The organism is Bradyrhizobium manausense (genome assembly GCF_018131105.1).
Lineage (GTDB): Bacteria > Pseudomonadota > Alphaproteobacteria > Rhizobiales > Xanthobacteraceae > Bradyrhizobium > Bradyrhizobium manausense_B.
Map to the genome: position 1 here is coordinate 148,528 of NZ_JAFCJI010000002.1, position 26,416 is coordinate 174,943.

The window sequence follows — 26,416 nt, forward strand, 5'->3', positions numbered from 1 at the left end:
CGCCGCATTTTCCCAGCAAGGCCGGCACCCGCCGTTCTAAACGGCGCCTGTCGCGGATAGCCAAAGGCCTTCGGGCCCGCTGTTCAAAACGAGCGCACGCGCGGATAGCCAAAGGTGCCGGCCTCAGTTGCGTCCTCAGATCCGGAGATCGCGAGCTTGAGCACGGACATCCCGCAGCACAATCCCCAGCCAGGCATGGCCGAGCGCGCCATCGACGCGGCGACTGATGTCTCACACACCATCGGCGAAGTTGCCGGAGGTTTGCGCGCGGCTGTCGACCGCCTCACCTATACGATCAACGAAGCGAGAAAGCCGGGTCGACCGCTCTCCACGGTCGCGGCGATTACGCGCGAGGCTCCCTTGGCCAGCCTGTTCATCGCGTTTCTCTTTGGTGTTGCCGTCGCGCGTCGACACTAGCCTCGGACCAAGGCAATCGGATTCAAGCATTGCTGACGTCGGCTGGCGCCGGAGTTCGGTTTTTCCTGCCGCATGATTTTCAGGCCGATTTCGGCGTGGCCGTGCCATTGAGCTACCAGCCTGCGCGTCCTCCTCACCCTGTCGAGCGTCTTCAGGCTTTGCCCCGAACGCGGCCAAGGGCGGCTGCCGCTAGGTGGGTGCACCTTTACCCCGATACGGCCCTTTTGGGACCATCCTCACAGACTTGCCTAAATTTAATCCCGTAACGTGCTCACGATCGCTCGATCCGGGGGTTTTCTATAGCCATGTTCAGTCAAAAGTGATTGAGACGGAACCATGAAGAAGGTTTTTGGAATTCTGGCCTTTCTTTGCGTCCTGGCGGCGGGCCAATATATCCTCGTCAGCAAATTCGCTATCCGGCACGAGATGCTGTCCTTGTTCGACGCTTCGCGTCAGCGGCCGATCTCGGTCGAGATCGCCGTGCGGCGCGACTACGAGACCAAGGCCAATCTCGGCCTCTGGAAGCTTCCGGTCGCCGTCATCAGCAACGGCAACACCGTCAAGGCCACCGAATATTCATTCCTCGCCAACGTGCTCGCGGCGCGCGGCTATCTGGTTGCCAGCGTCCAGCAGGACCTGCCGAGCGATCCTCCGCTGATGACCCATGTCGGCCAGCAATATGTCGGCCGGCGCGAGGTCTATATGCGTTGCGAGGCCAACATCCTCTACGTGCTGAACACGTTGAAGGGGCGACAGCAGAATGCCGACTACGACCACATCACGCTGGTCGGCCATTCCAACGGCGGCGATGTCTCGATGTATGTCGCCCAGCAGCATCCCGAACTCGTGTCGAAGGTGATCACGCTCGACAATCTCAGGGTCCCCTTCGTCATCAACGACCGCATGAAGATCCTTTCGTTCCGTTCCAAGGACCCGCATTTCCAGACCGATCCCGGCGTGCTACCGACGCCGGAAGAGGCCAAGGCGCGCGGCATCGACATCATCCATACAGGCGCGCAGCACACCGAGATGAGCGATCGCGGTCCCGATGCCGTCAAGGAAAAAATCCAGGCGACGCTCGACCACTTCCTGCGCGACAGCGCCAGCAGCACGCTTGCGCCGGCCGACACAACCACCCCGATGATCATGAACCCCGGCGATTTTTAGCCGGAAGCTTCGCGGCAGATCAACGCAACTCCATGCCGGCCACGATAGAGAGGCCGCACGGCATCGGAGAGGCACGTGTCGCACCATATCGATATCGAGAAGCTTGGTACGGAGAGCCTTGGTCTGGCCCCTGCAAGGCGGCGCGGGCTCTTACGCCACGTCTATCGTTCGGTCCGCACGCTGTTGCGGTCGATCGTCGCGCGCATCGACCTCTTGCAATTTCCGGGATCGTGCTGCGGCTCACCACTGAGCTTTGCGCCAATCCCTCTAACTGCAAATCCCTGCCGGGTGAACCGCCAGGGACCAGCAGAAAGGATGATGGACTGCTCCCGCGTCAGGATTTGCCCTTGCCCGGCTGCATGAAATTGCCGGTCATCTGGCGCATGTGGTCACCGGCATTGGTGAACTGGCTTCGCAGGAACTCGGACTGGATTCGCATCGCCTCCTGAACGTCGGTTGCGTGAACCAGTTTGCGGGCATGCTCGAACGCCGCCTTCATGTTCTGCTCGGTGAAGGCGAGCGCCTGCTTGGAGACGTCCGCGCCCGCACCGGGAACAGACGACATCGACTTGGTGGCGGCATCGAAAAACATGCCGAACGCCTTCTCCGCCTGGTCGATCGTTTTCTCGGCTAGGTCACGCAGTTCAGCCGGAACTTCGAGCTTCGGTTCGATCATGGTCGCACTCCTCCCTCTTTTTACCCACTGATTATCACATCTGCCGCACCACCTTCCAGCGGCGTGCAGCCGCAACGGCCGCAACTTTGCGGTCCGTTTCGGCCGGGAAGATGGACAAAACGTAATCTCGGCCCGCCGCGGAGCCTAGGACAGGGGATGTTCGGGGAGTGTTTCGTCGGTGGCGAGGTCTTCGACGAGCCTGATGACCTCAAAGCGCTGTCGGGGAGCGAGCTTGAGAAAGGCGCGCAGCAGGCGGAGACTCTCTACCGTGCCGGTCGCGGGTGCGCCGAGCTTGAGATGCAGTTCAGCCGCGAAATTGAGGTTTTTCATCTCGCACCTATGACAGGATCGGCCCTTCGGGTCGGAGGCGGGAGCCCGATCAAGGACCAGATGCCGACACCGAACGCCATGGCGACGACAAACTCGAGGTCGGAGCACCCAGCAGGCTAGTACGCTGAGCTACAGATCTGAACAGGCTCGGCCCGAGAAGTTGCAATTATGACAAGGAACAACCCGTCGGGCAAGCCAAACCGTGCAACTTAGCGATGCTTCGCCGGCATCGCGCCACGGCAATTCCGGATAACAGGAATTCGAGCCATCGTCACCCACCTGCGTCAAGAAGCAGCATCAGTCATCACGCCGTTCTAATAGTTGTCAATTCGACCAACGTTTCGGGCTGTTTCCGGCATGCTCGGAAACTGGCAACCGCGGACTAGCGCTTCTTCAGCGTATACACGTAATCGTTGAGCCCGATTTCGGCGGTTGTATCGTCGACGAAATGAATGTCGATCTCGCAGCCGGTCTCCAGCGTCCTGATGTGCGATCCTGTGAGGCCGAGCGAAGCGGCAAGCGCCTTGGGATCGGCCCTCTTGTCGGCACGCTGCATCTCGTCGAATGCTCCCTGGAAGATCATGTCGGGACCATAGTCGGTCACTTTGTATTGCGGCTTCGCGCAGGCAAACGGGCGCGGACCGGAGATTTCCCTGGTCTTCAGGACGACCGTCTTGCCGATCAGCCGCGCGCGCTCCGCATCGTCAGGTTTGCGATGCCGATCAGCCCATGGCGCCAGTGCAGCCGTCGTCAATGTCCAGCCTCCGACATAAAACGGATCGGCGGCCGTGGCGGGGCCGGCGAGGCAAAGAGATGCGAACAAACAAACAGCGCGCGTCCATTTCATCTAACGAGTCCCCTTGATCTCGCCTTTGGACTCGCCGCTCCGCGTCACGGTTCACGATTGCCCGATATTTCTCGCGCCATGAACCGTCGTTCAAGATGATGCGACCAAGCAATTGCGAAAACGGCCACGCAGATCACGGGCGCCATGGCTGATGGACTGTTTTGATTCGGGCGCACGTCAGCAAAGGACGACGGCATGCTTTCTCGCTGCGATCTCATCAAGGGCGCCGCGGTCGCGCTTCTCACGCTCTCGACGCAGGGCGCATGGGCGCAGGAAACCAAAATGAACCTGTTCAAGATCGTAACCATCAGGGACGAGATCATCATCGGGCTGTCGCCCGAGGAGCTCAAAGCCCTCGGCGGCAACGACGCCAGCGCGGTCGCGCATGCACTGGCGCAGAAGGGCGATCTGACCGTCTGGCAATACAACGTACATCGCGGACAGAATGGCGAAATGCAGCATGCGCCAACGGCCAAGATCGGCCTGCTCGCCAACGCCTCGCTCCGCGTCGAGCCCTACACCACGCCCTACCAGATCATGCCGCATCCGTAAGACGCAACGGAGAACTGCCGGCGGCGAACACCGCCGGCAGCTACATTCAGCGGCGTCGCGTCGATGCATCAGTCGCAAAGCCGTAGACCAGCGCCAGTCGGTCGAGGCATTCGCGAAATCGCCGGGCAAAATAGTCGTTCCAGCGCTGCGTGCGTACGGCACGTCGCTGCCCGATCTGATCCATGGTCAGGCCGAGCACCAGCACGTCATGCACCAGTGCCGCACCGTCGGTGCCAAGCTCGCGCTCGACCCGGTTCAGCCGCAGCACCGCCTGGCGCTGGCTCTCGATCACGGGCTCGCGGGAGCGCGCCCCGTCGACATGCTCCCGGGTTGGATCCATGGCCTGGGGTCCCCGCTCCGCCCTCTCCCAGTCATTCTGATAGGCGCGGCCGCCCCGATACTGCGCCTCGTCGATCTGATGATGCGCGTGCAGCCGACCGAGCGGATCATGGCGGATCGATCGCATGGCGACGATCTTCTCGTCCAGATCGAGCGCGAGCGGATTATCGACCTCGACTTCGGCCAATTCCGCGTTGAGCGGCTGGTCACGCGATCGCCGGTCGTGAGGGCCGGTCAATTTGTAGGACATGTTGCGTCTGGCACGTGCCACTCGAAAACTCCTTGCGAATTGACGTAAGAAGGGCTGCTGCTCCCACCGGTCAGGCAGCGAAGACCAGCCTCAATACGACGGCACCGGCCGTGCGATCGGACGCGGTGCCGGGACCGCGGGTCAGCTTCGCATGCGGCGCGCAATAGCTTGACCCGTGCAGACGCGGATGACCGCAAAAGCTGATCGCCTCTCCTTCCTTGTCGCCGCCATAGGGATAGCGACAATCGCCTCGCTCGAGCTCGATCAGCGGGACCAGGCGCGGCCGGACGCCCACGCAACGCAGTTTGAGCAGACGGGCCGGTTTCAGTGCCGATGGCGGCGGCAGGTTCAGGCCGGGGATTGCCACACGAGGCGGCGAGAGCGTACTGGGTTCGCCCGGCAAGGACGGCACGATCGATGGACTCGCCAGACGTTCAAGCGCGCCGAGCCGGAGCCGCTTGGCGCGACCGGCCACTGCATTGCGTGTGTAAACCGTTCCAAACCTTGCGTTAATCCGTTTTCCGATCTCCGCATATGACAGTCCTTTGAAAAAATAGTCGCGAAGCGCGTCGGAATGCTCCGACGGCCAGTGGCCCGGTTCCATGCTGCTGTCCTGTGGTGCGCCCCGATTCCACGATCCGGAGGCGAGACACACATTCCGTTATTCCGAACACTAAGTCAAGCCAAAATTCTGATATTCATAATTGCATTAATTCCGAATTTCGGATTACAACGGACGAAGCCGGGGGCAATCGAGGGAATCACCATGTTGGACGTTGCGATGATCGAGCGGGGCCTGGAAAAGACAGGCAAGAGCAAGGGCGGACTGGCCGCTGCGATGGGCGTACGCCCGGGCGCGGTTTCGGAAATCCTCGGTGGCGAACGGCTGGTCAAGGCCTCGGAAATCATTCCGATCATGGAATATCTTGAGCTCAATCTCGCGCCGATCATGGGCCGCGTCGGCGCCGGCGCGGTGATCGAGCCGGATTTCGAGCAAGTTCCGCCGGAGGGGCTCGGCGACATCGCGCTGCCCTTCCCGATCATGGAAGAAACCGTCGCCTTCGAGATCGTCGGCGATTCGATGCTGCCCAAATATGAAAGCGGGGACGTGATTGTGGTCTACAAGGACCAGCGTCACCCGCTGTCCAGTTTCTACGGCGAAGAGGCCGTGGTCCGGCTCAAGACCGGCGAACGCTATCTGAAGACCATCGAGCGAGGCAAATCTCCCTCCGTCGTCAACCTCAACAGCTTCAACGCGAAGCCGATCGTCGGCGTCAAGCTCGACTGGGTCGGAGAGATCTGCCTCTCCATGCCGAAGGGTCAGCTCGAGCGGCTGCGCGCCAAGTCGGCCCGGCCCCGCAAGAAAGGGCGATAGGCGCCGATTTCCGATTTTTGGAAATCCACCTTGACTTGATTCCGTTTTTCGGAAATAATCTGCCGCGCGTCGGGTTACCGGGCGCGCGGCAGGATCGTTTGATGCAGTATTTCGTCGTGATGATCGACTATGGGCGACGCGGTCGCGAGGCCATCGTCGACCCCGAGATCACAAGGCGCGAAGTTATCTCCCGCGTCAGTTCCGGCGAATACCAGAACATCTCGTTCATCCATGAAATCGCGGAGAACTCCGTCGAGGACGTGACCGAAGCCATTTTGGCTGAGGCCGTCCTCCCCGAAATCCCGCCTGAGGACGTTGACCTTCAGGCGATCCGACATGATCACGCTCGCGACATGCGCAAGCACGAGAAAGCGTGACGCAGGCTGGAGCAGCCTGCGTCATTGTCCAATCCAGACTCACACCGTGAGGACGGTCGATCCCGTGGTCTTGCGCGCAGCGAGATCGGCATGCGCCTTGGCGGCGTCCTTCAGCGCGTAGGTCTGATGCACCTCGATCTTGACCGCGCCTGACTTGACGACGTCGAACAGTTCGTTCGCCATCGCGACCAGGTTTTCGCGCTTGGCCGCGTAGGTGAACAATGTCGGCCGGGTCACGTAGAGCGAGCCCTTCTGCGCGAGCAGACCGAGATTGAGCGGCTCGACCGCACCGGAGGACGCGCCGAACAGCGCAGCGACGCCAAGCGGCGCAAGGCAATCGAGCGACTTCAGGAACGTGTCCCTGCCGACGGAATCATAGACCACCGGCACCTTCTTGCCGCCGGTGATCTCGTCGACGCGCTTCACGAAATCCTCGCGGCTGTAGATGATGACATGGTCGCAACCATGGGCCTTGGCGAGTTTTGCCTTCTCGTCGCTGCTGACCGTGCCGATCACGGTCGCACCGAGATGCTTCGCCCACTGGCTCAGGATCAGGCCGACGCCGCCGGCAGCCGCATGCAGCAGGATGGTGTCGCCGGCCTTCACGCGATAGGTTTGCCGGATCAGGTACTGCGTGGTCAGCCCCTTCAGCATCATGGCTGCCGCGGTCTTGTCGTCGACGCCGTCAGGCAGCTTCAACAGCCGATCTGCCGGGATCAGCCGCGCCTCGGAATAGGCGCCGAGAGGCGATGCACCATAGGCGACGCGATCGCCCGGCTTTAGATCGGTGACGCCCGGCCCGACCTCCTCGACAACGCCAGCAGCCTCGCTGCCAAGCCCGCTCGGCAATTGCGCGGGATACACACCCGAGCGATTGTAGATGTCGACGAAGTTGAGACCGACGGCCGTGTGGCGAATGCGTGCTTCACCCGGTCCAGGCTTGCCGACACTGACTTCCTCCCAGACCAGAACTTCCGGACCGCCGGTCTTGTGAAAACGAATGGCGTGGGTCATGGGCGTTGCTCCCTTATCGTTGCGTTGACGGTCCGAGAAAAAGCGGATCGGCCGGAGAAATAGGCATTTTGTCGGCCCGTTACAGTACAGAGACGTAACAAGAATGTCACAGCGAACGACAAACCCTCGCCGTTCCGTCTCTGTTCGAAAGAGTTGATGACGGCATCCTCGCGACCGGCAGTAGCCTTTGCGCGGGGTTTGGTGGTCGCCTGCGAAGGAGAGCCGAGATGCCAGCTTATGTACTGCATCATCAGGATATCGAAATCGCGCCTGTGATTTGCCCGACATGCATGGGGTTCCTGCCGATGTACGTGCGTGAGGTCGAGCCGCACTGGAGCCTTGCCAAGATCGACTTCGTCTATGAATGCGCCGATTGCGGCGCGGAAGTCAGGCAAACCATCCGCAAGCCGGAGCTGCTGCGGCACTGATCGCACGATCGGCCCGCTTGTTAAGTATTTGCGCTGAACGGAAAAAGCGGCCGTCAGCGCGGATCAGGCCCGTCCCAAACGAGGCTTGTTCTTTGCCGGGAACGCAGGCAGAACAAGCCCAAGCAAGACCTTTGGGAGCGCCCTTTCGTGGCTGAACAGAAGGCCTCGACCGCGATCGAGGCAGTGGAGAGCGGCCTCGCCGCACAGGGCTACATCGCGAGCCGGCAGATCGCGACCGCCGTCTATTTGTCGCAACAGATCGAGAAGCCGATCCTGGTCGAGGGACCCGCGGGCGTTGGCAAGACCGAGCTTGCCAAGGCGATCGCCGCCTGGCGCGGCAAGAAGATGATCCGCCTGCAATGCTACGAAGGCCTCGACGAGGCCAAGGCACTCTACGAGTGGAAGTACGCGAAACAGCTGCTGTACACCCAGATCCTCAAGGACAAGCTCGGCGAAGTCCTTGGCGGAGCGCAGACGCTGCACGCTGCGCTCGATCAGCTTCACGATTTCGGTGACGTGTTCTTCTCGAAGGAATTCGTCGAGCCGCGCCCTCTGCTCCAGGCGCTGGAGCAGCCGGGCGGGTGCGTGCTGCTGATCGACGAGATCGACAAATCGGATGCGGAATTCGAATCGCTGCTGCTGGAAATTCTCTCCGACTTCCAGGTGACCATCCCTGAGCTCGGCACCGTTTCGGCGATCACGCCGCCGACGGTGATCCTCACCTCCAACAGCGAGCGCGACCTTGGCGACGCCTTGAAGCGACGCTGCCTGCATCTCCATATCGGCTTCCCCGAGCAGCGGCTCGAGGAACGCATCGTCGAGAGCCGCGTGCCCGGCATCTCGCAGACGCTGCGCCGGCAGATGGTCGGTTTCATCCACGAGATCCGTTCGCTCGATTTGAAGAAGCTGCCCTCTGTCAGCGAAACCATCGACTGGGCGCGGGTTCTGGTGCTGCTTCAGGCCTCTGAGCTCGATACCGAGATCGTCAAGGACACGCTCAACGTTCTCCTGAAATACGAAGCGGACATCGAGGCTGCGTCGCCGCAGATCACGACCTTCATTGCCAAGGCGACCCGGTCCAACGTCTTCGGTTGATCCCGATGCGCGAGAACCTTCATCGTTTCTTTCGGGCGGCGCGGGGCGCGGGCGTCCATGTCTCGCCCGCCGAAAGCATTGATGCGATGCGCGCGGTCGGACAGGTCGGCCTCACCGACCGCGCCATCCTGCGCGACACGCTGCTCCTGACGCTCGCCAAGTCGCAGGACGAGAAGCTCGCGCTCGGCGATTGCTTTGACCTGTTCTTCAGCCCGCCGGAGCCACCGCAGGATCAAGCCGAGGCCAATGACAATGACAATGACGAGGCCTCGCAAAACTCCGATCAATCGCCTTCCGCGAGCTCGGCCAGCGAAGCGGGCGGAGGTCAGCCTCAGGAAGGATTGGGTCCGCTCGCGCAGATGCTGCTGTCGCAGGACCGCAACGCGATCCAGGCCGCCATCGCCAGCGCATCCGGTGCGGCTTCGCTCTCCGACATCCGCTATTCGACCCAGCGCGGCATCTTCTCCAGCCGTATCCTCGACGCGATGGGCCTTCAGCGCCTGCGCGATGACCTCGACGAGCTGACTGCGACGAACCCGGCGCTGGCTGAGCGCCTCCGCGGTGCGCTTGACGCCCTGCGTGAAGCGGTGCGTGACACCGTCTCGCAGGGACTTGCGCTCTATGCACGCGAAGAGGCCGAAAACCTCCGCAACGAGATCCTGCGCAATGCACCGCTCGCGCGCATCGAGCGGCGCCAGGTGGCGGAGATGCGCGCCCTCATCCGCCAGATCGCGCGCCGCCTACGCGAACGCTATTCGAAGCCGCGTAAGCGCCAGCGCCGCGGCCATCTCGACGTCCGCCGGACGCTCCGCCGTAACGCCGCCTGGGGCGGCGTGCCATTCCTCACCGCTTGGAAGCGCAAGCACCGCGACCGGCCGAAGATCGTGGCGCTGTGCGACGTCTCCGGCTCGGTCGCACAGGTCTCGGATTTCTTCCTGCTCCTGATCCACTCGCTGCATGAAGTGGTGGACGACGTCCGCTCCTTCGCATTCTCGTCACATCTGATCGAGGTCAGCGAGATCCTGGAGAAGAAGTCGCCCGAGGAAGCGATGGCCGAGATCATGTCCAAGGTCGGCTTCGGCTCGTCGGACTACGGTTCCTCCCTGGTCGATTTCGAGCACGATTTCATGAGCGCGCTGACGCCGCAGACCACAGTGATCGTGCTCGGCGATGCCCGCAGCAACAATCTCGATCCGCGCGCCGATATCCTGCGTCGGGTCTCCGAGCGCTCAAAGCGGCTGGTCTGGCTCAATCCCGAGGGACGGCTCGCCTGGGGTTTTGGCGATTCCGAGATGCCGCGCTATGCGACCTTTTGCAGCGTCGTGCGGCAATGCGCTACCGCGCAGCAGCTCGAGCGCGCGGTCTCGGATATCGTTGCGACTTATCAGTAAGTCTCAGGTGCGCGACAGACGTCAGCTCGGCGCAAGCTCTGCGTGAGCGACATTGCACTCGCGAAAGTGATAGGCGATTTCATCAAGCGCGCGCTGTTCCCATTCCTGGGCTTGCGCGAGCCAGAAAACACGACGCTCGAAATCGAGTGCGGCGCGCTCCCGGCACAGGGATTCCTGACTGCGAATTTCCACCAGCCTGTTCATGCACTCACACTCCTTGTCGTGTGAAGCCATTCCCCACGAAACAGCTTAGCAGAGTCGCGAACGCAGCGTCTCACCGTTTCCGTGCATATCGCGACGCAGAATGAGACAGCAGCGCTTCCTGTGCAGTGCGGCCGTCGCAGCGCAACATCATCAATTAGTGATCAATGATCGGGACGATTATCGCGTCCGAACGATCTTAACCATTGTGGCACGACGGACTGCGGCAATTCGTGAAGAGAAGTTCTAAACAGCTCACCGAATTCCCGACTCATTGTCGTCGCATGGTTTTCATGCAGCGCCGCTAACAGGGGCGCGCGAACGTGACATCGATCGAGGCAACATGAACGACGATTTCGACTTCGAACTTTCGCCGGATCAATGGGCAGCGCTGCGCACACTTCGTAACCCTGTAGCAAACGATCGTCTCTCGAAGGCCTATCTCGTCGAAAGCCTCGTCAAGCTTGGTCTCGTCGTCATCACTGACGGCGTCCCGGCGATAACCCTGATCGGGCGCAAAGCGCTGGTGCGCGGATCGTGCCGATTGCTGGACTTGGTGGCGTAACGCCCGCGTCAAAATATCGGCGCGGGTCGCGGATCAGTCGTTCCACCGCAGGAGCGGCGTTCCGTATGCTCTCTTCCAGACCGACAGGAAGCGCGGAAACCAGGAATGGGCAACCGCGCCCTTATAGGCCCAGGTGCGATATTTCAGACCCTGCTCCGAGATCAGTTCCTGATACCCGCCGTGGATCTCGGTCGCCGTGCGAATGTCCTTCAAGATCGCTTGCGCGCAGGTCCGGTAGGTCTCGCTCCCCGCGAGCTCGTCGAAGTCCAGCATGCGATCCGCGAACTCGACGTTGAACGTCGGCCAGGACGTCCGCCCCTGGTAGGCTGGCGCCGCAATCTTGTGGATCGTCTTGTTGCGCGGATTATCCATCGAGACGAGGAAGTGGAACGTGTTGGGGATGCGAAAACGAGGTTCGGCGATGATCAGATCCGTCGTGGCCGCAAACAGCGCGCGCTCGCTCGCATCGTTCATGTCCCAGAAGCCGCGATGCACGCCGACGAAATCCAGCGCGACCATGGAGACCGGCGTGCCCGCCGGGCCGTCCAGCGAATGCCTGACATAACCGTCCTTGCCAAACAGGCTGAGCAGTCCGGTCTTATACTCTGCAAGGTCGCGCCCAAGCAGCCGCTTCAGTTCATTCTCTTCGACGAAGCCGAGCTGCACGCCCCACGCGAAGGTCGTGTAGACACAGGCATTGGTGACAAAACGCCGGCGCTCGGCGCGGGTGTCCGTCGCTGCAGAGCGAGGCCCGCTGGCGTCACAGAGCAGATATCTGGTGCCGTCAGCGTCGAACGGCTCCAGCTCGCTTGCAAGCTTCAGGGTCGCGCGCTTCAGATCGTCGCCATACTCCGCCAGCAACATGCGGCCGGCGTCGGCGCATTGTGACATCGCCACGTAGGACGACGCCCGCTCCTCTGCGGAGAGCATCTGCTGGAGCCCGGCGAGGATGCCGAGCAACGTGTCCGAGGGCCGCGAGAAATAGTTCACGCCGAGATACCGGCCGGCTCCTGCCGGGACAATGGTCGTGGTGACGACGTCGGCGCGGACTGCCTCCAGCAGCAGGCGCACGCTCTTTTCGAGCAGCCGCGCTCGCCGCACCGCATCCTGCGCATCGATGATGGTCTCGGGGTCGAGTACATCAGGATAGAACCAGGCGAAGTCACGCGGATAATAGGCCGAGGCATGCGGTGCGCCCGTGACGAGGAAAGCCTCGGTCACCGAAAAGGCCTTATCCATCGAGTGCCGGTAGAGATCCTCGATGGCCGACAGCGAATGTGGCGATTGTCTCAGGAACCGATCGCCGAGAAAGTTGACCGTCTGGAGAGCGTTGGCGACGAAGGTCGCAGCCGCGCCTTGGTAAAATCGGTTTCCACGACGTGACGGCAAGAAAATATCGCTGCTCATATGCGCCTGGTATCTGGCGATCCCCGGCGATGGCCGGTCACCATTCCAACCATGACTGATTCGTGTCTCGCCCTGATGACGCAGGGGCCTTCGGTCAGCGCGCGCCGGCGCGGTCTTCCCGGGGCCTGAAATTCTCGATCACCCGCAGCAGCACCCGTGCGCCGGCGTCGGCATCTGCCAGCTCCACATGCTCGTCCGGATGATGGCTGATGCCGCCACGGCAGCGGACGAAGATCATGCCGACATCGGCAATGTCGATCATCGCCATACCGTCGTGCCCCGCTCCGCTCGGCAATTCGAAGACGGGAAAACCCTCCGCTGCGATCGCCTGCGCGATCTGATCCGTCAGCCACGGTGCGCAAGGCGCGGTGCGGTTTTCATGGGTGACATCGAGTTGAAGCGCCAAATGCCGGCGCCTTGCGATCGCCTCGATCTGGCGGACGACGTCGGCCACTGCACATTTGCGATGCATGTCGGTCGGCGCGCGGATGTCGATGGTGAACGATACCTCGCCCGGAATGACGTTGGTCGCGCCGGGCCTCGCCTGGATGTCGCCGACGGTGCCGACGAGACTGCTCTCGTCAGCACGGCAAAACTGTTCGATCGCGCCGATGCATTCGGCCGCACCCGTGAGCGCGTCGCGGCGCAACGCCATCGGCACGGTGCCGGCGTGACCAGCCATGCCGGTCAGCCGCGCTGCCAGCCGGGTCGCCCCCGCAATCGCGGTCACGACGCCGACGGGCAGATTCCGGTTTTCCAGCACCGGCCCCTGCTCGATGTGCAGTTCGAGATAGGCCAGCAACTCCTGTCGGAGCCGCGCCGCCGTGCCGATACGATCCGGGTCGAGCCCAAAGGTGACGAGCGCATCGCGCATCGACACGCCGTCGCGGTCGCGTGTGCCCAGGACGCTCTCATCGAACGTGCCGGCCAACGCCCGGCTTCCCAGCAAGGTCGAGGCGAAGCGCACGCCCTCCTCGTCGGCAAAGGCGACCACCTCGATCGCAAACTGCAGGCGCTTGCCGCGGCGGTTGAGCTCGGCAACGCAAGCGATCGCCGTGATCACGCCCAGCGGCCCATCCCATTTGCCGGCGTCGCGCACCGTGTCGTAATGCGAGCCGAGCATCAGGCAGGGCGCACCCGGCTGCTCACCTTCGTAGCGGCCGCACACATTGCCGATCGGATCGAGATGCGCGTTCATGCCGGCCTCCCGCATCCACCCGAGGAGGACGTCCGATGCCGCGCGCAGCTCCTTCGTCAGATAGATGCGGGTGAGCTTGTCGCCCTCTTCCGAGATCGTCGCGAGTTGATGCACGCGACGCGCGATCGCCTCCCCGAGCGATGCATGTTGAAAGGCCGTACCAGCACCCATGTCGGTCAAGCTTGCCCTCCTGGAGACCCTTCAACAGTCGCGACCAACAAAATCAGCCGGCCAACGCCATCTTAAGCCGGCATCTGGTTAGCACGACTGGGGGCGGCCGGCCCTCACGGGCCCATGAGAACCGGTTAAGACTGCTTAACGACATTGCATACAATCAGGAGATATTGCCCAAAAATTCATCTGATCATTTCTTGGCCAAAATTTCTTTGACCCGCATACATTATATTTTTCAATCCGTTATCTGAATATGCCCTCTCACTAATCTCTGGCACGAAGCTTGCCACTCTCTGTTCCAGGTTCCGCCAGACCGGCGCGGCCTCGAGATTAAGGCGGTGCATCCGCCAAGGGAGCAACCAATGGATTTTGGCAGGATTTCACGACGGCATTTGTTGCAGGGCGGTGCTGCCCTCACCCTCGGCGCTGCGGCCGGCGCGCGCCCGGTTTTCGCGGCCGAGACCACCATCGGCTTCATCTATGTCGGCTCGCGGGACGACTACGGTTACAACCAGGCCCATGCCCTTGGCGCCGCGGCGTTGAAGAAGATTCCCGGCCTCAAAGTGGTCGAGGAAGAGAAGGTGCCGGAGACTGACGCGGTCGAGAAAACGGTCGAGTCCATGATCAACCTCGACGGCGCCACCCTGCTCTTCCCGACCTCGTTCGGTTACTACAATCCGCACGTGATCAAGATGGCCACCAAGTACCCGAAGCTGCGCTTCGAGCATTGCGGCGGTCTCTGGACCGACAAGGACCCAAAGAACGCCGGCAGCTATTTCGGCTATATCGACGAGGCGCAGTACATCTCCGGCATCGTCGCGGGCCTGACGTCGAAGAGCGGCAAGCTCGGCTTCGTCGCAGCCAAGCCCATTCCCCAAGTGCTGCGCAACATCAACGCCTTCACGCTTGGTGCCAAGTCCGTCAATCCGAAGGCCACCACGCAAGTGATCTTCACCGGGGACTGGTCGATGCCGGTCAAGGAGGCTGAAGCTACCAACAGCCTGATCGACCAGGGTGTGGACGTGCTGACCTGTCACGTCGACGGCCCTAAGACCATAGTCGAGAACGCTGCGCGGCGTGGTGCCTTCGTCTGCGGCTATCACACCAACCAGTCCGCGCTGGCGCCCAAGGCATATCTCACCGGCGCGGAATGGAACTGGGAAGCGCTCTATCCGAAGTTCGTCAAGATGATCGCGGCCGGCGAAGGCGTCCCGAATTTCTACCGCGGCGGTCTGAAGGAAGAGATCGTCAAGGTTTCGGCCTATGGCGAAGCCGTCTCGACCGAGGCACGAAAGGCCGCCGACGAGGCCAAGGCCAGATTCATGTCGGCGGACGGGTTTGCGATCTTCAAGGGCGGCCTGGTCGACAACAGGGGCAAGACGGTGATCGCGGCCGGCACTGATCGCGGCCAGAAGGATCCCGAACTCGAGAAGATGGACTACCTCGTCGAGGGCGTGATCGGAGCCACTTCGTGACAGCGGAAACGGCGGATTCCGCCGGGGCGGTCGGGACAGTTGCCCCGGCCGCCAAACCGGGGTTCCTCCAACGCTACGGCGGCACGTTCGAATATGTGCTGATTCCGAGCGCGGCGCTGGCCGGCGCGCTCGTGGTGTTCGGCATATTCGTCGCGATGTTCGGCAAGAACCCGCTCGATCTCTATTTCTACATGTATTACGGCGCCTTCGGCACCTGGTTCTCCTGGCAGAATACGCTGACGCGTGCAGCGCCGCTCATTCTCACCGCCCTTTGCACGGCGCTGCCGGCGCAGCTCGGCATGGTCATCATCGGTGGCGAAGGCGCGCTGCTGATCGGCGCATTGTCGGCGACCAGCGCTGCATTGTTGCTTCAGGGCATGCCACCACTCGTCGTGCAGATCGCCATGGTGATCGCTGGCGTGATCGGCGGTGGGCTGTGGATCATGCTGGCGGGCGCGCTACGGCAATATCGCGGTGTCAACGAGACGATATCGAGCCTGTTGCTCGTCTACATCGCGATCGCGATTCTCAATCACCTCGTCGAAGGCATGATGCGGGATCCCGCGAGTCTCAACAAGCCGTCGACGCGTGAGATCGGCGCCGCGAACATGATCGGCTCGATCCCCGGCACCGACGTGCATTGGGGCCTCGTCTTCGGCCTGATCGCCGCGGTCGCCGCCTACATCCTGATCTATCACACCGTGTTCGGCTTTGCCGCGCGCGTTGCCGGTGGCAATGTCCGCGCCGCCAAGATCGTCGGCCTCGGTGTCAGCAAACTGATCCTCACCATCTGCTTCCTTGCCGGTGGCGCCGCGGGTCTTGCCGGTATGGTCGAAGTCGCGGCCGTGCAGGGCCGCACCAATGCCAATCTCGCGGCGGGCTACGGCTTCACCGGCATTCTCGTCGCCTTCCTCGCGCGACAAAATCCGCTCGCGATCATTCCCGTCGCGATCCTGCTTGGCGGCATCAGCGCGAGCGGCGGCCTGTTGCAGCGTCGCCTGGGACTGCCCGATGCATCTGTGCTGGTGCTTCAGGGCATCATCTTCGTCTTCGTGCTGGCCAGCGACGCGCTCTACGGCCGCATCGGTTTCCTGAAGGGAAAATCCTGAGATGGCAGACGGATCGATCGGACTCTGGACCGTCCCGCTCGCCGTGCTCGGTGGCGCCATTCGAGTCTCCACGCCTTTCCTGTTCGTGAGCCTGGGCGAATGCATCACCGAGCGTTCGGGCCGTATCAATCTCGGCCTCGAAGGCACGCTGGTGATGGGCGCGATGAGCGCCTATGGCATTTCCTATCTGTCCGGCTCGCCTTGGCTCGGCGTGTTTGCCGCCGGCATCACCGGCGCGCTGCTGGGCGCGCTGCATGCCGGTATCTGCTCGTTGCCCCGCGTCAACGACGTCGCGGTCGGCATTGCCTTGATGCTGTTCGGTACCGGCCTTGCCTTCTATCTCGGCAAGCCGCTGATTGAGCCCACCGCGCCGCGGCTGCCGGCAATCGATTTCGGCTGGTGGAGCGACATCCCACAGGTGCGAGCCGCGTTACGCGTCAACGTACTCTTCCTGATCGGCGTCGCACTTGCGCCCATTCTTTACTGGGCTTTCCGCACCACGCGCTGGGGCTTGCTCATCCGCACCGCGGGCGAGAGCTCCGATGCCGCACGCGCGATGGGCCACTCCGTGCTGCTGATCCGCCTGCGCGCGACGATGGTCGGCGGCTTCCTCGCCGGCATCGGCGGCTCGTTCCTCTCGCTGTTCTATCCCGGAAGCTGGAACGAGGGTCTGTCCTCCGGCCAGGGCATCACCGCCGTGGCGCTCGTGATCTTCGCACGCTGGGACCCCCTCCTTTGCCTGTGGGCCTCGCTCGCCTTTGGCGGCGCCGCGGCGCTTGGACCGGCGCTGCAATCGGTCGGCGTCACCTCCGGCTATCACCTCTTCAACGCCGCGCCTTACATCCTGACGCTGGCGATCATGATCATCACCTGCTCGCCGAAACGCACGCTGACCGGAGCCCCGGCCGAATTGTCGATCACCCGCTAGAGAACGAAGTCATGCCCGAGCGTCATATCCAGTCCGAACCATACGCGTGGCCCTACAACGGCGATCTGCGCCCCCAAAACACTGCGCTCATCGTCATCGACATGCAAACCGACTTCTGCGGCATCGGTGGTTATGTCGACAAGATGGGCTACGATCTCTCGCTGACGCGGGCACCGATCGAGCCGATCAGGAAGCTGCTTGCGGTCATGCGCAAGCAGGGGTTTCACGTCATCCATACCCGCGAAGGCCATCGCCCGGATCTCTCGGACCTGCCCGCCAACAAGCGCTGGCGCTCGCGGCAGATCGGCGCCGGGATCGGCGATCCCGGCCCGTGCGGCCGCATCCTTGTGCGCGGCGAGCCCGGCTGGGACATCATCGAAGAGCTCGCGCCACTGCCGGGCGAGCCCATCATCGACAAACCCGGCAAGGGCTCGTTCTGCGCCACCGATCTCGAACTGATCCTGCGCGTGCGCGGCATAGAGAACATCGTTCTGACCGGAATCACCACCGACGTCTGCGTTCACACCACGATGCGCGAAGCCAACGATCGAGGCTTCGAATGCGTCCTGCTAAGCGATTGCTGCGGCGCGACCGACAAGGGCAACCACGATCACGCGCTCAAGATGATCAAGATGCAGGGCGGCGTGTTCGGCGCGGTCGCTACGTCGGACGCTTTCATCGGAGCGATTTCGTGATCATTGGCGAACCGCCTCGACCGTCAGGCGCCTTCGGCGTCGACGCCATCGCCATGACCATGCGCTTCGGCGACTTCCTGGCATTGGATAATGTCGAGCTGAAAGTGCGGCCCGGGTCGTTCCACGCGCTGCTCGGCGAGAACGGCGCCGGCAAGTCGACCCTCGTCAAATGTATCATGGGTTATTACCACGCCACCGAAGGCGACATCCTCGTCGGCGGCCGCGAGCAGGCGATCGCCAACCCGCAGGATGCCCATGCGCTCGGCCTCGGCATGGTCTACCAGCACTTTACGCTGGTGCCGGCCATGACGGTTGCCGAAAATCTGGTGCTGGCCCGCCAGGACGTGCCGGCGGTGGTGAACTGGACGAAGGAGATAAAGGAGCTCGAAACGTTCCTTGCCCGGATGCCCTTCAAGGTACCGCTCTCCGCAAAGGTCTCCGACATCTCGGCTGGCGAGCGGCAGAAATGCGAGATCCTGAAGCAGCTCTATCTGAAGCGCCGCTTCCTGATCCTGGATGAGCCGACCTCGGTGCTGACGCCGGCCGAAGCCGACGAGGTGCTCGGCATGCTTCGCGACATGGTCGAGAAGGGCGAACTGACCATCCTCATGATCACCCACAAGTTCCGCGAAGTCATGGCGTTCGCCGACGAGGTCACCATCCTGCGCCGCGGCAAGCTCGCCGGTGCCGGCAAAGTCGCCGAGCTGACGCCGGATGCGATGGCGCGCACCATGATCGGCGCCGAGGAGCTGACCGTTCAGCCACCGCGCACCGGCGAAGCCGGCAAGGCGCGGCTCAAGCTGGAGAAGCTCCGCGCGCTCGACGATGCCGGCGCCATGGCCGTGCATGACGTTTCCCTCACCGTGCGCGCCGGCGAGATCGTCGGCATCGCCGGTGTCTCCGGCAACGGCCAGCGCCAGCTTGTCGAGGTCCTGGCCGGCCAGCGCGAGGCGGAGGGCGGTGAAATCCGCGTCGCAGGCGATCCCTATCACGCCAGCCGCGAGGAGATGCGGCGCCACAAGATGTCGCTTCTGCCCGAGGAGCCTCTGAAAAACGCCTGTGTCGGCAGCATGAGCGTTGCCGACAACATCGCCTTCCGCGAGTTCGATCGCGCCCCATTCGCCAGCGGCGGCTGGTGGCTCAACCGCGGTGCCTTCCGCGACGACGCAACGAGGAAGATCGGGCAATACAAGATCAAGACCCGCACGCCTGACACGCCGATTTCGGCGCTATCAGGCGGCAACGTGCAGCGCGCCGTGCTCGCCCGCGAGCTTGCCGGCGATGTCGAGGTGCTGATCGCGGCCAATCCCTGCTTCGGCCTCGACTTCGCGGCAGTGGCACAGATCCACGCCGAGATCATGGCCGCCCGCAACCGCGGCGCCGCGGTGCTGCTGGTCAGCGAGGACCTCGACGAATTGCTCGAACTGTCCGACCGGCTCGTGGTGATGTTCCATGGCGAATTCGTGTATGAAGCACGGACCAGCGAAGCCGATCTCACCGAGGTTGGCCGGCACATGGCGGGGCACTGACCGCGGAGGCGCGATGAACGGCCTGAGCGAACGTGACGACCACTTTTTGCGTTTGTCCTTCGCGGTCGCCCGCCGCTCACTCGCCCATGGCAACCATCCGTTCGGCTGCATCGTCGTCGATGCCGACGGCGACGTGTTGATCGAGACCGAGAACGGCTACATGCCGGATCACGACGGCACCGCGCATGCGGAGCGTCTGGCGGCGACGCAAGCCTGCCGGACGTTCAGCCGCGCGGTGCTGGCGCGCTCAACGCTCTATTCCTCCGCCGAACCCTGCGCGATGTGTTCGGGTGCGATCTACTGGGCCGGCATCGGCCGCGTGGTCTACGGCCTTAGCGAGCACCGCCTGCGCGGCATCACCGGCAATCACCCCGAGAACCCGACCCTCGACCTGCCGTGCCGCGAGGTCTTCGCCCATGGCCAACGGCCGACCGAAGTCGTCGGCCCCGTCCTGGAAAACGAAGCCGAGGCCCTGCACGAGGGGGTATGGACGAAATAGCGATCGGGGAACCAAAGTGGTGGGTTACACTACGCTTATCCACCTTATGGTCTTTTTCACGACTTACGCCACGGTCTAAATTGGCCCACAATTGAGGCACTTCAGCTGATCACAGGCGTGCGTGACACCGAATGCTAGATTCGACTCCCAACGGCCTGCATACCGGCGGGCCTCCGCTGCTCCAGACCATCGGGCTTACAAAGCGCTATGGCGACCTCCTCGCCAATGACGCGATCGACATCGATATCCGGCCGAAGGAAATCCATGCCCTGCTCGGCGAGAATGGCGCCGGCAAGTCGACGCTGGTGAAGGCAATCTATGGGCTGATCCAGCCCTCTGCCGGCGAAATCCGCTGGCAGGGGAAACCAATCGTGCTGTCAGGTCCCTCTGAGGCCCGCAGCCGCGGCATCGGCATGGTGTTCCAGCACTTCTCGCTGTTCGACAACCTCACCGTCGCCGAGAATGTCGCGCTCGGTCTCGACGGCAGGGAATCCTTCAAGGATATGTCGGCGCGGCTGGAGCAGGTGTCGCAAACCTATGGTCTGCCGCTCGATCCCAAGCGCGAGGTCTGGCAATTGTCGGTCGGCGAACGCCAGCGCATCGAGATCGTCCGCGCACTGATGCAGGATCCGAAGTTCCTGATCCTCGACGAGCCGACCGCGGTGCTGACGCCGCAGGAAGCCGACCAGCTCTTCGTCGTGCTGGAGCGGCTCAAGGCCGAAGGCCGCGCCATCCTCTACATCAGCCACAAGCTCGAGGAGGTGAAGCGGCTCTGCGACACAGCGACGATCCTGCGCGGCGGCAAAAAAATCCAGACCTGCAGTCCCCGGCTCGAGACTGCCGCCTCGCTCGCACGCATGATGGTGGGCGGCGAGATCAAGGAGGTGAAGGCACCCGCCGGCCGGCAGACCACGATCCCGCGGCTGGTCGTCAACGATCTCTCGCTTGCGCCGGCCGAGGCGCATGGTGTGCGGCTCGAGCACATCTCGTTCGAGCTGAAGGGCGGCGAAATCCTTGGCATCGCCGGCGTTGCCGGCAACGGCCAGGACGAACTGTTCGCCGCACTCTCGGGCGAGCGGCTCTCGAAGGATCCCGGAACGGTGGTGATCGAGGGCATCGCCGCCGGCCACCTCTCGATCACCAGGCGGCGCAAGCTCGGTGCCGCCTTCGTGCCCGAAGAGCGGCTCGGCCACGGCGCCGCGCCGCGCATGAAGCTGTCGGAAAACGCGCTGCTCACCGGACACGCCGCCAGCGGCATGGTCAATCACGGTTTCATCGACACCGCGGCCACACTGCAGACGGTGGACAAGGCCACCGAAACGTTCGACGTGCGCAAGTCCAAGCGCGATCCGGAAGCCGCATCGCTCTCGGGCGGTAATCTGCAAAAATTCATCGTCGGCCGCGAGATCCTGCGCCATCCGACTTTGCTGGTGGTGAGCCAGCCGACCTGGGGCGTCGACGCTGGAGCAGCCGCCGTCATCCGCCAAGCCCTACTTGATCTCGCGACCGCAGGCGCAGCGGTGCTGGTCACGAGCCAGGATCTCGACGAACTCGCCGAGATCGCCGACCGCATCGCCGTGATGTTCCACGGCCGGCTGTCGGAGCCGCTCGCCGCGCGCGATGCGACACGCGAAAAGCTCGGCCTTCTCATGGGCGGCAGTAGCCTGGAGCCGGAGGAGGCCGCGCATGCGATTGGTGCTTGAGAAGCGAACTGAGCGCTCCCACGCAATCGCCCTGATCTCGCCGATGATCGCGATCGGCCTGACCATCGTGACCATGACCATCCTGTTCGCAATCCTCGGCAAGAATCCGCTTCTTGCGCTGCAAGCCTATTTCATCGCGCCGCTGACCGACGGCTATTCGCTCCAGGAGATCGCGGTGAAGGCGACGCCGCTGGTGATGATCGCGATCGGGCTGTCGCTATGCTATCTCGCCAACGCCTGGAACATCGGCGCCGAGGGACAATTCCTGGTCGGCGCCGTCGCCGGAAGCTGGATCGCCGTGAAAACGCAAGGCACTGACGCCGGCGCCTGGGTGCTGCCGGCGATGTTCGTGCTGGCCGCCGCTGCAGGCGCGCTCTATGCGCTGATCCCCGCGATCTGCAAGGTGAGGTTCGGCGCCAGCGAGATCCTCACCAGCCTGATGCTGGTTTATGTCGCCGACCTCCTGCTGGACTATCTCGTCCGCGGTCCCTGGCGCGACCCGAACGGCTTCAACTTCCCGACGACGGCCGACTTCGATCCGGTTGCGACCGTCCCGCTGCTGATCGAAGGCGGCCGGCTGCATCTCGGCTCGATCATCGCATTGCTGGTCGTCGCAGCAGCCGCGATCCTGCTCGGGCGCACCATCAAGGGGTTCGAGATCCGCGTGGTCGGAGCGGCGCCGCGCGCGGCGAGGTTCGGCGGCTTCAACGCCAACCAGCTGATCATCCTGACCTTTGCAGTGTCGGGCGCGTTGGCCGGCCTTGCCGGCATCATCGAGGTCGCCGGTCCCATCGGACATCTCCAGCCAGGCATCTCGCCCGGCTACGGCTTTACCGCGATCATCGTCGCCTTCCTCGGCCGGTTGAACCCGCTTGGAATATTGATTGCTGGCCTTTTTCTCGCGCTGACCTTCATCGGCGGCGAGCAGGCTCAGATCGCAATGAAAATCCCGCTGGACGTCACCAAGGTCTTCCAGGGCATCCTGCTGTTCTACGTGCTCGCGTGCGACTCCCTCATCCTCTATCGATTCAAGCTCGTCTTCCCGAACCGACAGGTGGCCCGTGGAGCTGGTTGAAGCCATCATCCTGTCGGTGCTTTCAGCCTCGACGCCGCTCCTGATCGCGGCAACGGGCGAGCTCGTGACCGAGCGCTCCGGCGTCCTCAATCTCGGCGTCGAAGGCATGATGATCGTCGGCGCGGCCTGCGGCTTTGCCGGCGCGTGGTTGACCGGATCGATCTTTATCGGGGCGCTGTTCGGCATCATCGCCGGCATGCTGATGTCGCTGATCTTCGCGCTGATGGCGCTTGGCCTCGCCGTCAACCAGGTCGCAACCGGGCTCGCGCTGACCATCTTTGGAATAGGCCTATCCGGCCTGATCGGCGCAGGTTTCGTCGGCGAGCGCATCGCGCCCGCAATCCATCTTTATATTCCCGGCCTCACCGACATTCCGCTAATCGGCCGCGTGCTCTTCGGCCAGGACGCCTTTGTCTATTTCTCCATCGCGCTCATCATCGCGGTCTGGTGGTTCCTGTACCGCACGCGCGCCGGATTGATCCTGCGTGCCTGCGGCGACAACCATGTCTCCGCCCATGCACTCGGCTACCCCGTGCTGCGCATTCGTACCTTCGCCGTGATGTTCGGCGGCGCCTGCGCGGGCCTTGCCGGTGCTTACCTGCCGCTCGCCTATACGCCTTTCTTCGTTCCCGGCATGACCGCGGGCCGCGGCTGGATCGCGCTGGCGCTGGTCGTGTTCTCGTCGTGGCGGCCGGGCCGGCTCGTGGTCGGCGCCTATCTCTTCGGCGCGGTGACGATCCTGCAACTGCATGCGCAAGGCTGGGGCGTTGGTATTCCCTCGCAATTCATGTCAGCACTGCCTTACCTCGCGACCATCATCGTGCTGGTCCTGCTCTCCCGCGCGCGCACTGGTGGCTCGACCGCACCGGCCGCGCTCGGCACCGTGTTCGTGCCTGACCGCTGATTTCATTCCGTGGCGTGCGCGATGGGGCGCACACGTTCCGGATCGTGGCTTTCCCCTGATGTTTGGAGATTGACGATGAGGAAATCACTTCTTGCACTGGCTGCCGGCCTCCTGCTTGCCGGGAGCATCAGTGCGGCCTCCGCCGCCGACAAGCTGAAAGTCGGCTTCATTTACCTCGGTCCGATCGGCGATCTCGGCTGGACCTACCAGCATGAGCTTGCCCGTCAGGCGCTGGTGAAAGAACTCGGCGACAAGATCGAGACCACCTATCTCGAAAACGTCTCCGAAGGTCCCGATGCCGAGCGCTCCATCGAGCAGCTCGTCCGCGCCGGCAACAAGCTGATCTTCACGACGTCGTTCGGCTACATGGACTCGACGCTGAAAGTCGCGAAGAAATATCCGAACGTGCATTTCGAGCACGCCACCGGCTACAAGCGCAACGCGAACTTGTCGACCTATTCGGCCAAATGGTGGCAAGGCCGCTACATTCAAGGCCTGATCGCGGCCAAGATGTCGAAATCGGGCGTGCTCGGCTATATCGGTTCGTTCCCGATCCCCGAGGTCGTTTCCGGCATCAACGCGACGATGATCGCGGCGCAGACGATCAATCCGAACATCAAGGTCAAGATCATCTGGGCCAACACCTGGTTCGATCCGGGCAAGGAGGCCGACGCCGCCAAGGCGCTGATCGACCAGGGCGCCGACATCATCATGCAGCACACGGACTCGCCCGCCGCGATGCAGATCGCCAGCGAACGCGGCAAGCTGGCTTTCGGCCAGGACTCCGAGATGATCAAGTTCGGCCCGAAGGCTCAATTGACGTCGATCCTCGACACCTGGGGCCCCTATTACATCGAGCGCGTCAAGGCCGAACTCGACGGCACCTGGAAGTCCGGCGACACCTGGGGCGGCCTCGACAGCCACATGTTCGCGATGGCGCCGTACACCAACATGCCCGACGATGTGAAAAAGATCGCCGAGGATGCCCAGGCCGCGATCATCGCGGGCAAGCTGAATCCGTTCAAGTGCCCGGTCCTTGGGCAGGATGGCAAGCCGATCGAGTGCAAAGGTGGCGATCACCTCGACGACGGCCAGATCCTCGGCATGAATTTCTACGTCAAGGGCATCGACGACAAGCTGCCGGGCAAGTAGCACGCTTCTTGCTTTGACTAAAACACCTGCTCCTCCCGGAGGAGGTTCGGAGGGGGTAGCCAGAAGCACCCGGCACTTCTGGCCGCCCCCTCTTTTAGTCTCAACCTGCCCGCATCGCGCGCGCCGCGGCGCCATGGCGGCGAATGAGGTCCGGAACGTCCAGCCCCGGGATCGCGCCGTCGACCACGGCCCAATTCCCCGCCACCATCACCCGGTCGGCACGATGCGCCCCGCACAGCACCAGCGCGGCCAGGGGATCGCCATGGCCGGAGAAGCGCAACTCATCGAGCTTGAACAGCGCGAGGTCGGCGGCCTTGCCGACCGCGATCTCGCCGAGTTCCGGACGGCCGACGCAGGCCGCCGAACCCTGGGTGGCCCAGCGCAGCGCGTCCTTGTGACTGACCTTGGTCACGCCGTAGCGCGCCCGCTGCACCAGGAACGCGGTTCGCACCTCCTGCATCAGGTTCGATCCATCGTTGGAGGCCGAGCCGTCGACACCGAGCCCGATCCCGACACCGGCCTCCTCCATCTCACACACCGGACAGCATCCGGAGGCCAGAATCTGGTTGCTGCAGGCGCAATGGCTGATCGTCGTCTTGGCCCTGCCGAGGCGCTTCATCTCGTCCGCATTGAAAAAGATGCCGTGCGCGAGCCAGGTCCGCGCGTTGAGCCAGCCGCACTGCTCGAGATAGTCGAGCGGACGGCAGCCATACATCTGCTGGCAGAATCTAGTCTCGTCTTCGGTCTCGGCAAGGTGGGTGTGCAGGCGCACGTCGAGCTTGCCGGCGAGATCGGCGGTGGCGCGCATCAGCGACGTCGTCACCGAGAACGGCGAGCACGGCGCGAGCGCGATCTGCACCATCGCATCCGCCCCGCGCTGGTGATACCTGGCGACCACGCGCGCGCTGTCGGCGAGGATGGTGTCCTCGTCCTGCACGACGCTGTCGGGCGGCAGGCCGCCGTCGCGCTGCGACAGATTCATCGAGCCGCGCGTCAGCAGCACGCGCATGCCGAGCCGCCTTGCGACGCCAACTTCGATGTCGACGGACTCTTCGAGCCCCGCCGGAAAGACATAGTGGTGATCCGTCGTGGTCGTGCAGCCCGAGAGCAGCAGCTCCGACATCGCCACGGTGACGCCGAGCTCCAGCGATTCGGGCGTCAGCTTCGCCCACACCGGATAGAGCGCCCGGAGCCAGGGAAACAGCTCGCGGTCCATCGCCGCCGGCAGCGCCCGTGTCAGTGTCTGATAGAAATGATGATGGGTGTTGATGAGGCCCGGCAACACGACGTGCTCGTTCGCATCGAACACCGCGACGTCCGCGGTCGCGGGGGTTGCGCCCGCGGGTACGAGTTCGATGATGCGGCCATCCCTCACGACGATCCCGCGCCTCGCGCCATCGGCGAGGATGGCGAGGGGATCCCTGATCCAGATCGGCTTTGCGTCGCTCATGCGCTTGCTTCTCCTCACATCCGCTGACGGTCGGCAAGGCAAGGGCCGGCCCGAGAGCGTGACTGCCGCGACTTGTCGTTGCTACTTCTTGTTG

The 26,416-nt window shown here is 63.1% G+C and carries 29 protein-coding genes; 19 read left to right on the top strand and 10 right to left on the bottom strand.

Translation table 11 applies throughout. The features are described from left to right. Window positions 1–156: 156 nt before the first annotated feature. Window positions 157–417 (top strand): hypothetical protein, encoded by a 261-nt coding sequence (locus tag JQ631_RS20985; RefSeq protein ID WP_212328809.1) that lies wholly within the window; start codon window positions 157–159, stop codon window positions 415–417. A gap of 336 nt (window positions 418–753) precedes the next feature. Beyond that, window positions 754–1,584, top strand: a complete 831-nt coding sequence (locus JQ631_RS20990; RefSeq protein WP_212328810.1) for an alpha/beta fold hydrolase — start codon at window positions 754–756, stop codon at window positions 1,582–1,584. A 334-nt stretch (window positions 1,585–1,918) separates the two neighbouring features. Here JQ631_RS20990 and JQ631_RS20995 read toward each other — a convergent pair whose 3' ends face one another. The 3 genes from JQ631_RS20995 to JQ631_RS21005 all read right to left on the bottom strand — a co-directional run bounded on the left by JQ631_RS20995 (window position 1,919) and on the right by JQ631_RS21005 (window position 3,344). After that, window positions 1,919–2,260: a phasin gene (locus JQ631_RS20995; protein WP_212328811.1), complete on the bottom strand. Its 342-nt coding sequence runs from the start codon at window positions 2,258–2,260 to the stop codon at window positions 1,919–1,921. A 144-nt stretch (window positions 2,261–2,404) separates the two neighbouring features. Continuing rightward, window positions 2,405–2,590 (bottom strand): hypothetical protein, encoded by a 186-nt coding sequence (locus tag JQ631_RS21000; RefSeq protein ID WP_212328812.1) that lies wholly within the window; start codon window positions 2,588–2,590, stop codon window positions 2,405–2,407. A 382-nt stretch (window positions 2,591–2,972) separates the two neighbouring features. Beyond that, window positions 2,973–3,344 (bottom strand): hypothetical protein, encoded by a 372-nt coding sequence (locus tag JQ631_RS21005; protein ID WP_249160857.1) that lies wholly within the window; start codon window positions 3,342–3,344, stop codon window positions 2,973–2,975. Between the two features lie 288 nt (window positions 3,345–3,632). Between JQ631_RS21005 and JQ631_RS21010 the strand changes: the two genes are divergently transcribed. Beyond that, window positions 3,633–3,989, top strand: coding sequence for a hypothetical protein (locus JQ631_RS21010; protein ID WP_212328815.1), 357 nt, complete (start codon window positions 3,633–3,635; stop codon window positions 3,987–3,989). 46 nt (window positions 3,990–4,035) lie between these two features. On the opposite strand, the gene JQ631_RS21015 is transcribed toward JQ631_RS21010, so the two are convergent. Both JQ631_RS21015 and JQ631_RS21020 read right to left on the bottom strand, forming a co-directional pair. Next, window positions 4,036–4,599, bottom strand: coding sequence for a hypothetical protein (locus JQ631_RS21015; RefSeq protein WP_212328817.1), 564 nt, complete (start codon window positions 4,597–4,599; stop codon window positions 4,036–4,038). 49 nt (window positions 4,600–4,648) lie between these two features. Further along, the gene (locus JQ631_RS21020) at window positions 4,649–5,182 is read right to left on the bottom strand and encodes a GcrA family cell cycle regulator (RefSeq protein WP_212328819.1); all 534 of its coding nucleotides are present in this window, start codon (window positions 5,180–5,182) and stop codon (window positions 4,649–4,651) included. Between the two features lie 162 nt (window positions 5,183–5,344). On the opposite strand from JQ631_RS21020, the gene JQ631_RS21025 reads away from it, so the two are divergent. Further along, window positions 5,345–5,953, top strand: coding sequence for a S24 family peptidase (locus tag JQ631_RS21025; RefSeq protein ID WP_212301392.1), 609 nt, complete (start codon window positions 5,345–5,347; stop codon window positions 5,951–5,953). A 101-nt stretch (window positions 5,954–6,054) separates the two neighbouring features. Continuing rightward, a complete protein-coding gene (locus tag JQ631_RS21030) occupies window positions 6,055–6,330 on the top strand; it encodes a hypothetical protein (protein WP_212328821.1) in 276 nt (91 codons plus the stop codon). Between the two features lie 39 nt (window positions 6,331–6,369). Here JQ631_RS21030 and JQ631_RS21035 read toward each other — a convergent pair whose 3' ends face one another. Continuing rightward, entirely contained in the window at window positions 6,370–7,344 is a 975-nt protein-coding gene (locus JQ631_RS21035; RefSeq protein WP_212328823.1) for a quinone oxidoreductase family protein, read from the bottom strand. A 227-nt stretch (window positions 7,345–7,571) separates the two neighbouring features. Here JQ631_RS21035 and JQ631_RS21040 point away from each other — a divergent pair, with 227 nt between their 5' ends. From JQ631_RS21040 to JQ631_RS21050, 3 genes are all read left to right on the top strand, one after another. Beyond that, entirely contained in the window at window positions 7,572–7,772 is a 201-nt protein-coding gene (locus JQ631_RS21040; RefSeq protein ID WP_212328824.1) for a hypothetical protein, read from the top strand. A 147-nt stretch (window positions 7,773–7,919) separates the two neighbouring features. Continuing rightward, window positions 7,920–8,867 carry an AAA family ATPase gene (locus JQ631_RS21045; protein WP_212328825.1) on the top strand — a complete coding sequence of 316 codons (948 nt, stop codon included), beginning with the start codon at window positions 7,920–7,922 and terminating at the stop codon, window positions 8,865–8,867. A 5-nt stretch (window positions 8,868–8,872) separates the two neighbouring features. Then, window positions 8,873–10,258, top strand: a complete 1,386-nt coding sequence (locus tag JQ631_RS21050; RefSeq protein WP_212328826.1) for a vWA domain-containing protein — start codon at window positions 8,873–8,875, stop codon at window positions 10,256–10,258. 21 nt (window positions 10,259–10,279) lie between these two features. Here the strand turns inward: JQ631_RS21050 and JQ631_RS21055 are convergent, their stop codons facing one another. Then, complete coding sequence (locus JQ631_RS21055; RefSeq protein ID WP_212328828.1) at window positions 10,280–10,462, bottom strand: hypothetical protein; 183 nt, start codon at window positions 10,460–10,462, stop codon at window positions 10,280–10,282. Window positions 10,463–10,802: 340 nt separating this feature from the next. Between JQ631_RS21055 and JQ631_RS21060 the strand changes: the two genes are divergently transcribed. Beyond that, window positions 10,803–11,024: a hypothetical protein gene (locus JQ631_RS21060; RefSeq protein ID WP_212328830.1), complete on the top strand. Its 222-nt coding sequence runs from the start codon at window positions 10,803–10,805 to the stop codon at window positions 11,022–11,024. 33 nt (window positions 11,025–11,057) lie between these two features. Here JQ631_RS21060 and JQ631_RS21065 read toward each other — a convergent pair whose 3' ends face one another. Further along, window positions 11,058–12,431, bottom strand: a complete 1,374-nt coding sequence (locus tag JQ631_RS21065) for a hypothetical protein (RefSeq protein ID WP_212328832.1) — start codon at window positions 12,429–12,431, stop codon at window positions 11,058–11,060. Between the two features lie 94 nt (window positions 12,432–12,525). Continuing rightward, a complete protein-coding gene (locus tag JQ631_RS21070; protein ID WP_212331478.1) occupies window positions 12,526–13,800 on the bottom strand; it encodes an allantoate amidohydrolase in 1,275 nt (424 codons plus the stop codon). A 365-nt stretch (window positions 13,801–14,165) separates the two neighbouring features. On the opposite strand from JQ631_RS21070, the gene JQ631_RS21075 reads away from it, so the two are divergent. The 10 genes from JQ631_RS21075 to JQ631_RS21120 all read left to right on the top strand — a co-directional run bounded on the left by JQ631_RS21075 (window position 14,166) and on the right by JQ631_RS21120 (window position 24,872). Beyond that, complete coding sequence (locus JQ631_RS21075) at window positions 14,166–15,278, top strand: BMP family ABC transporter substrate-binding protein (protein WP_212328834.1); 1,113 nt, start codon at window positions 14,166–14,168, stop codon at window positions 15,276–15,278. Continuing rightward, a complete protein-coding gene (locus JQ631_RS21080) occupies window positions 15,275–16,387 on the top strand; it encodes an ABC transporter permease (RefSeq protein WP_212328836.1) in 1,113 nt (370 codons plus the stop codon). The genes JQ631_RS21075 and JQ631_RS21080 overlap by 4 nt, the downstream gene beginning before the upstream one ends. Before the next feature lies 1 nt (window position 16,388). Beyond that, the gene (locus JQ631_RS21085) at window positions 16,389–17,315 is read left to right on the top strand and encodes an ABC transporter permease (RefSeq protein WP_212328838.1); all 927 of its coding nucleotides are present in this window, start codon (window positions 16,389–16,391) and stop codon (window positions 17,313–17,315) included. Window positions 17,316–17,326: 11 nt separating this feature from the next. Continuing rightward, on the top strand, window positions 17,327–18,010 hold the full coding sequence (biuH, locus tag JQ631_RS21090; RefSeq protein ID WP_212328840.1) for a biuret amidohydrolase: 684 nt from the start codon (window positions 17,327–17,329) through the stop codon (window positions 18,008–18,010). Then, on the top strand, window positions 18,007–19,539 hold the full coding sequence (locus JQ631_RS21095) for an ABC transporter ATP-binding protein (protein ID WP_212328842.1): 1,533 nt from the start codon (window positions 18,007–18,009) through the stop codon (window positions 19,537–19,539). The genes biuH and JQ631_RS21095 overlap by 4 nt, the downstream gene beginning before the upstream one ends. Before the next feature lie 13 nt (window positions 19,540–19,552). Continuing rightward, window positions 19,553–20,038: a nucleoside deaminase gene (locus JQ631_RS21100; RefSeq protein ID WP_212328844.1), complete on the top strand. Its 486-nt coding sequence runs from the start codon at window positions 19,553–19,555 to the stop codon at window positions 20,036–20,038. 131 nt (window positions 20,039–20,169) lie between these two features. After that, the gene (locus tag JQ631_RS21105; protein ID WP_212328846.1) at window positions 20,170–21,741 is read left to right on the top strand and encodes an ABC transporter ATP-binding protein; all 1,572 of its coding nucleotides are present in this window, start codon (window positions 20,170–20,172) and stop codon (window positions 21,739–21,741) included. Next, window positions 21,725–22,816, top strand: a complete 1,092-nt coding sequence (locus tag JQ631_RS21110; protein ID WP_212328847.1) for an ABC transporter permease — start codon at window positions 21,725–21,727, stop codon at window positions 22,814–22,816. The genes JQ631_RS21105 and JQ631_RS21110 overlap by 17 nt, the downstream gene beginning before the upstream one ends. Then, window positions 22,803–23,720 carry an ABC transporter permease gene (locus tag JQ631_RS21115; protein WP_212328848.1) on the top strand — a complete coding sequence of 306 codons (918 nt, stop codon included), beginning with the start codon at window positions 22,803–22,805 and terminating at the stop codon, window positions 23,718–23,720. The genes JQ631_RS21110 and JQ631_RS21115 overlap by 14 nt, the downstream gene beginning before the upstream one ends. Window positions 23,721–23,795: 75 nt before the next feature. Then, entirely contained in the window at window positions 23,796–24,872 is a 1,077-nt protein-coding gene (locus JQ631_RS21120; RefSeq protein WP_212328849.1) for a BMP family ABC transporter substrate-binding protein, read from the top strand. A gap of 100 nt (window positions 24,873–24,972) precedes the next feature. Here JQ631_RS21120 and JQ631_RS21125 read toward each other — a convergent pair whose 3' ends face one another. Next, on the bottom strand, window positions 24,973–26,322 hold the full coding sequence (locus JQ631_RS21125; RefSeq protein ID WP_212328850.1) for an 8-oxoguanine deaminase: 1,350 nt from the start codon (window positions 26,320–26,322) through the stop codon (window positions 24,973–24,975). Window positions 26,323–26,416 lie beyond the last annotated feature (94 nt).